This window comes from Nakamurella sp. (assembly GCF_048594475.1).
Classification (GTDB): domain Bacteria; phylum Actinomycetota; class Actinomycetes; order Mycobacteriales; family Nakamurellaceae; genus Nakamurella.
This window is the reverse complement of the sequence record NZ_JBMDXT010000507.1, coordinates 1-6,497: the sequence shown is the minus strand read 5'-3', so window position 1 is coordinate 6,497 and position 6,497 is coordinate 1. Positions and strand designations below refer to the sequence as shown.

Here is a 6,497-nt window from a genome sequence, read left to right as displayed (position 1 = left end):
CCGGTTCCGGGCCGGCCACCGGATCCGGCTGGTCCTGACCTCCGACGACCAACCGGACGACCGCCCCGCGATCATGAACTTCCGCCACACACCGGTCGGCACGAGTGCCGTCAACGAGATCTTCGCCGACTCCCGGCTACTCCTCCCACTGCTGACGGCGGCCGGCGACTGACCGGCCCCGCCGAGCGGACGACGCCCACTGCGGCGGCACCCTCGACGGTGCTCGTCGCGACCGGCCACCGGACGGGCCGGCACCATAGGATGCCGGGGTCACGCCGACGAGAGTGAACGTGGACACCTTCGTGCGAGCGGAGACCGATCGCATGTTTGCCGGGCTCCAGGTGAACGCGGGCGGGGTGAACACGTTCGAGCACAATCGCGTTCCGGCCGCGGTCGATCAGCAGACGGTGATCCGGATGAACCGGGACACGCTCTACAGCTTTGCCATCGCCGACATCTCGGCAGGCGCGACGCTCACCGTCCCGGACGCCGCCGGTCGCTACCTGTCGGTGATGATCGTCAACCGGGATCACTTCATCAATCGGGTGTTCCATGACCCGGGCACCTACCAGCTCACGGTCGAGGAGTTCGACACGGACTACGTCCTGGTTGCGGCGCGGATCCTGGTGGACCCGCGCGACCCGGGCGACGTGGCCAGGGTGGCGACCATCCAGGACGGGCTCCGGCTCACGGCCGCATCGGCCCGCTCCTTCCGGATGCCCGACTACGACCCGGTCACGTTCGACCGGACCCGCACCGCGCTGCTCGAGCTGGCGCACGACATGGACGACTTCGCCCGCAGCTTCGGCCGGCGCGGCGAGGTCGACCCGGTCCGTCACCTGGTCGGTGCCGCCGCCGGCTGGGGCGGGCTACCCGACACCGAGGCGACCTACGTCGGAGTGTCCCCCGATCTGCCGATCGGGGATCACGAGTTGCGCATCCCCGGTGAGGTGCTGGTCGACGGCTTCTGGTCGATCTCGGTGTACAACGCCGCCGGCTACTTCGAACCCAACGCCGCCGATGCGTACACGATCAACAGCATCACCGCCGCGCGAGAGGTCGACGGCAGCGTCGTCGTGCGGTTCGGCGGGGACGGGGACCCGGCCCGCAACTCGATCCCGGTCCCGGAGGGGTGGAACTACCTCGTCCGGCTGTACCGGCCGCGCCCGGAGGTGCTCCACGGAACCTGGTCCTTCCCGACGATCGGCGCCGGGAAGGCCGGGCAACCCTGAACCCACCGGCCTGGCGGCAGGGGCGGCGGGTGGACGTCGTTGTCAGCCGCCCACGACCTCGATGGCTCCGAGGCCGACGAACGGCCGGGTGACCCATCACCGGTTCGGTTGCGGCCAGCACGGAGGTGACCGTGGCCGGCGCCGCGATGTCGCTCCGGAGCAGGAAGGCGATCTCGGAGATCACGCCGACATCCGCTCCTCTTCGGTGGTGTCGTCGAACCACGACGGATCGTCGATCACCATCAGTGTCGTGCGCTCCCCCACCGGACGGGGCGGATCGGGCTTCATGCACCGCCTCCGCGTCGGCGACGTCCTGCGGACGGGACGGCCCCGGAGGGCGGCCGGAGGGCCCGACCGCCGGTCCTCACCATCGACATCCTCTGAACCGGTCCGGACCGGTCGGGGCCGCCAGCGGGTCGACCGCTCGACCTCATCCGAACGGGGTGAGGCCGGACCTCGAACCCGGGACGGGCCGCACGGCATGCTGTCCGACATGTCACCGTCACATCCGGCGAGCCCGAGCGTCGTCCACCAGCACGCCGCGCTGCTGGATCAGCTGCCGTTCGCCGACACCCGGGACTTCGACGACGTCGCGCGCGGCCTGATCGCGCCCCTGGACGGCCCGGTCGTCGACGGCTCGGGCACCGTGGTGTGGGACAGCTCGACGTACGACTTCCTGGCCGGACCCGACGCCCGGACCGCACCGGACACGGTCAACCCGAGTCTGTGGCGCCAGTCGCGGCTGGTCGCCGCCGGTGGCCTGTTCGAGGTCGTGCCGGGCATCTACCAGGTGCGCGGGCTGGACCTGGCCAACACCAGCTTCATCGAGGGCGACGAGGGGGTCGTCGTCATCGACACCCTGCTCACCGCCGAGACCGGTGCGGCCGCCTGGGATCTGTACCGCCGGCACCGTGGGGACCGCCCGATCAAGGCCGTGATCTACACCCACTCCCACGCGGACCACTTCGGCGGCGTCCGGGGGTTCGTCGACCAGGCCGACGTCGACGCGGGCGCGGTGCGCATCCTCGCCCCGGAGGGCTTCGCCGAGCATGCGATCGCCGAGAACGTCTACGCGGGAACGGCCATGGCGCGGAGGGCGGGGTACATGTACGGCGCCGCCCGGGCCCGCGGACCGCGGGGCCAGGTCGGCGCGGGTCTGGGCCAGACCCTCTCGACCGGCACCGTCACCCTCATCCCACCGACCGATCTGATCACCACGACCGGCCAGGAGGTGACGATCGACGGCGTGCGGATGGTGTTCCAGATGGCCCCGAACACCGAGGCTCCGGCCGAACTGCTCATCTGGCTCCCGGACTTCAAGGCGCTGTGCACGGCCGAGGACGCCACCCACAACCTGCACAACCTGCTGACCCTGCGCGGGGCGGTCGTCCGCGACCCGCACGGCTGGGCGGGCTACCTGACCGAGGCGATCGACCTGTTCGGTGGCGACGTCGAGGTCGCCTTCGCCTCCCACCACTGGCCGACCTGGGGCAACGAACGGATCGTCGAGTTCCTGTCGCTGCAGCGCGACCTGTACGCCTACCTGCACGACCAGACGCTCCGGTTGATGAACAAGGGACTGACCGGGCCCGAGATCGCCGAGGTCCTGGTCCTGCCGCCGGCCCTGGAGCGGGCCTGGCACACCCACGGCTACTACGGCTCCGTGAGCCACAACGTCAAGGCGGTCTACCAGCGCTACCTCGGCTGGTTCGACGGGAACCCGGCCCATCTGTGGGAGCACCCGCCGGTGGAGAAAGCCAAGCGCTACGTCGATTTCATGGGTGGCGCGGACGCGGTGGTGACCAGGGCCCGGTCGGCGTTCGCGGCCGGGGACTTCCGGTGGGTGGCCGAGGTCGTCAACCACGTGGTGTTCGCCGAGCCCGACCATGCGGCGGCCCGGGACCTGCTGGCCGACACCTACGAGCAGCTCGGGTACGGATCGGAGAACGGCACCTGGCGCAACTTCTTCCTCTCCGGTGCGACCGAGTTGCGGGACGGCCGGTTCGGTACGCCGACCACGTCGGACTCGCCGGACCTGATCGGCCAGTTGAGCCCGGACATGCTGTTCGACGCGATCGCCATCCAGATCGACGGTCCGGCCGCGTTCGACGAGAAGCTCGCGATCGACGTGGTGCTCACCGACGACGCGGCGCGCTACCGGCTGCGCCTGGCCAACGGGGTGCTGACGTACAGCACCGCCCCGCAGCGGGTCGACGCCGACGCCACGGTCACCACCACCCGGGCCGCGCTGCCCGCGGTGGTGCGCGGCGTCGCGGACGGGTCGCAGGTGCAGGTGACCGGCGACGCATCGGTGCTGGCCCGGCTGGCGGCCCTGCTCGATCCGGGCGACCAGGACTTCGCCATCGTCACCCCGTAGCGGCCGGACCGACCGGGCTCACCCCGCGCCGAGGAGCTCGACCTCCAACCGGGCCGCGAGGTCGGTGACCGAACACCCGAATGTCCGACGGACCCGCACTCCGGCCGGGGTGATGTCGAAGACGCCGAGGTCGGTGTAGATCCGGTCGACGCACCCCGGACCGGTGAGCGGGTAGGTGCATCGGGGCACCAGTTTCGGGCTGCCGTCCCTGGTGAACAGGGACATCACCACGAACACCTGCTTCGCGCCGATGGCCAGGTCCATGGCGCCGCCGACGGCCGGGATGGCGTCGGGCGCCCCGGTGTGCCAGTTGGCCAGATCGCCACCGGCCGAGACCTGGAAGGCTCCGAGCACGCAGATGTCCAGATGCCCGCCGCGCATCATCGCGAACGAGTCGGCGTGATGGAAGTAGGAGCAGCCGGGGAGCTCGGTGACCGGGACCTTCCCGGCGTTGATCAGGTCGGGGTCGATCCCGTCGCCGACGGCGGCCGGACCCATGTTGAGCATGCCGTTCTCGGTGTGCAGCACCACACCCGACTCCGGGGTCAGGTGCTCGGCCACCAGCGTCGGCTGGCCGATGCCGAGATTCACGTACGCCCCTGGCGGAATGTCGCGGGCGATCTCCGCGGCCACCTCCCGTGTGCTCAACGGTCGGTCGGCGGTCCGCGGGACGGCTCGGATCGCCGCCGGTCGCTGCGGCTCGATCATCCGGCCACCACCCGGTCGACGAAGATGCTCGGGGTCACGACGGCCTCCGGATCCAGCGCACCGGTGGGCACGACCTGCCGGACCTGAGCGATCACGGTCGTGGCCGCGGTGGCCATGACGGGCCCGAAGTTCCGGGCGGTCTTGCGGTACACCAGATTGCCCATCCGATCGGCCCGGTCGGCAGCGATCAGCGCCACGTCGCCGCGCAACGGGAACTCGAGAACGTAGGTTCGGCCGTCGATCGTGCGGGTCTCCTTCCCCTCCGCCAGCAGCGTGCCCACCCCGGTCGGGGACCAGAAGCCGCCGAGACCGGCGCCGGCTGCGCGCATCCGCTCGGCCAGCGTGCCCTGCGGCACCACCTCCAGCTCGATCCGTCCGGCCCGGTACAGGCCGTCGAACACCCAGGAGTCGGACTGCCGGGGGAACGAGCAGATCATCTTCCGGACCCGACCGGCGGCCAGCAACGCGGCCAATCCGGCGTCGCCGTTGCCGGCGTTGTTGGACACCACGGTCAACTCACCGGCGCCCTGGCGGATCAGCGCGTCGATCAGGTGCGAGGGCATCCCGGCCATGCCGAACCCCCCGACGAGCACGGTCGATCCGTCGGCGATGCCGGCCACGGCCTGGTCGGGGTCGGTGCAGATGATCGCGGTCATGCCATGACCCACGGCAAGCGTGTGCCCGCGCCGACGGTCCCGTCCGGCCGGCCGGCCGGAGCCAGGGCGACCTGGTCGATCCCCCGACCCACCGGATCGGGCGTCCGGCGGACCGGCGGGGCGGCCGGGTCGTCGGGTCGTGGTCCGGAGGGCCCGCCGCCGGAACGGCCGATCGACTGCCGCCCGGGCGCGAACACGAAGCAATCCGTCACCGAACCGACGCTAGGACACGCAGCCGGTCAACAGAAGTCTCGGCTGCGGGATCGCGCGGACGTGAGGATCGGACCCGACCACAGTCGCCGGACCGGCGGCGCGGCACCGCCAGATCGGTCGCCGCCAGGCGCGGCCGGGTCGACCCCGTCGCTGGGGACCATCGGCCCTGCCCGCGGACCGTCCGGCGGGGTGACCATGGGCAGGCACGGCGCCCCGGCGCCGGCCGGACCGCGGGCTAGCCGCCCGCTGACGGATCGAGGTGGTCGGTCGTGATGGACTGGTACGACCCGGATGGCATGAGCGGCTGGATGTGGATGTGGGGAGCCGCCCTGCTCGTCGGCGGGCTGGTGGTGATCACCGGCCTCGTCTGGGCGATCATGATGACCACCACCCGGCGCGCCTCGGCACCCGTCATGACGCCGGGCTCGACGCCGCCGGCGCGGCAGATTCTCGACGAGCGCTACGCGCGTGGCGAGCTCGACACCCAGGAGTACCGGGAGCGGGTCCAGGCCCTGGGCGGCTGAGCCTGATCAGGCCCGTCGACGTCGCTACCTGCGCTGATTGCGCCGTTCGGGGTAGGGTCGTGGTGTGCCACCTCTCTTGATCTTCGCTATGATGATCTTCAGGCGATCGGGATCGGCGTTGCTGCCGCGATAGCGGGACGGCCGGCCGGCCTCCGGAGATCGCCTGTGGCAGCGGATCTCACGGTGTGGGCGCGTCGGAGCGATCAATTCTCACCGGTCCGCGCCAGGACCGCGCGCCTCGCGGGCCGGCTCCACCCGGCCCACCGCGCCGGTCCGGCCGGACGACGACGCTCGGCCCTGCCCGACCGAAACACCCTGGCGCCGTGGCCTTTCCCTGCCCCGGTAGGCGCGCCGACGCCGGCCCTGCCCGTTGGTCATGAGCCAGATGCACTAGCTGATCGTGGCTCACCCGACTCATTGTCACCTAACTACCCCAAAGAGAGGAACGCATTCACCCCAACGCAAGACAGGACGTCGTGGTCATGTTCGAAGCGTAGGCGCCTGGCTACTTTCTGTATCAGCAGCGAGAAGCCGACACCCAGAGCTTGCCCCGAAGGGACGCATCATGATCACCGAATCTGTCTCCGCCGTCGGATCGATCGCCGCCGCCCGCCCGCGCCGGCCGCGCGCCCGGCGCTGGACCGGTCTGGTCGCCGCCGCGACCGCCGCGATGATCGGCGGCAGCCTGCTCGCGGCGCCGGCCGCCAGCGCCGCCGGGACGACCTTCACCGCGACCACGTCGGCCACCCAGGAGGGAATGTCGGTCAACCTGTCCACCACGATCGCG

At 71.2% G+C, this 6,497-nt stretch carries 5 protein-coding genes and 1 pseudogene; 4 read left to right on the top strand and 2 right to left on the bottom strand.

Annotated features, from left to right (window positions below; genetic code table 11):
• The first annotated feature begins 290 nt into the window (after positions 1–290).
• Together ACOJUF_RS23110 and ACOJUF_RS23105 are read left to right on the top strand one after the other, a co-directional pair.
• Positions 291–1,232: a DUF1254 domain-containing protein gene (locus tag ACOJUF_RS23110; RefSeq protein ID WP_420124160.1), complete on the top strand. Its 942-nt coding sequence runs from the start codon at positions 291–293 to the stop codon at positions 1,230–1,232.
• A gap of 493 nt (positions 1,233–1,725) precedes the next feature.
• Positions 1,726–3,609, top strand: coding sequence for an alkyl/aryl-sulfatase (locus ACOJUF_RS23105; protein ID WP_420124159.1), 1,884 nt, complete (start codon positions 1,726–1,728; stop codon positions 3,607–3,609).
• A gap of 18 nt (positions 3,610–3,627) precedes the next feature.
• On the opposite strand, the gene ACOJUF_RS23100 is transcribed toward ACOJUF_RS23105, so the two are convergent.
• Both ACOJUF_RS23100 and ACOJUF_RS23095 read right to left on the bottom strand, forming a co-directional pair.
• The gene (locus ACOJUF_RS23100) at positions 3,628–4,317 is read right to left on the bottom strand and encodes a 3-oxoacid CoA-transferase subunit B (protein ID WP_420124158.1); all 690 of its coding nucleotides are present in this window, start codon (positions 4,315–4,317) and stop codon (positions 3,628–3,630) included.
• Positions 4,314–4,973, bottom strand: a complete 660-nt coding sequence (locus tag ACOJUF_RS23095) for a 3-oxoacid CoA-transferase subunit A (protein ID WP_420124157.1) — start codon at positions 4,971–4,973, stop codon at positions 4,314–4,316. The genes ACOJUF_RS23100 and ACOJUF_RS23095 overlap by 4 nt, the downstream gene beginning before the upstream one ends.
• Before the next feature lie 485 nt (positions 4,974–5,458).
• On the opposite strand from ACOJUF_RS23095, the gene ACOJUF_RS23090 reads away from it, so the two are divergent.
• Positions 5,459–5,710 carry an SHOCT domain-containing protein gene (locus ACOJUF_RS23090; protein ID WP_420124156.1) on the top strand — a complete coding sequence of 84 codons (252 nt, stop codon included), beginning with the start codon at positions 5,459–5,461 and terminating at the stop codon, positions 5,708–5,710.
• A 565-nt stretch (positions 5,711–6,275) separates the two neighbouring features.
• A pseudogene (locus tag ACOJUF_RS23085) lies at positions 6,276–6,497 on the top strand (hypothetical protein); the annotation flags it as partial.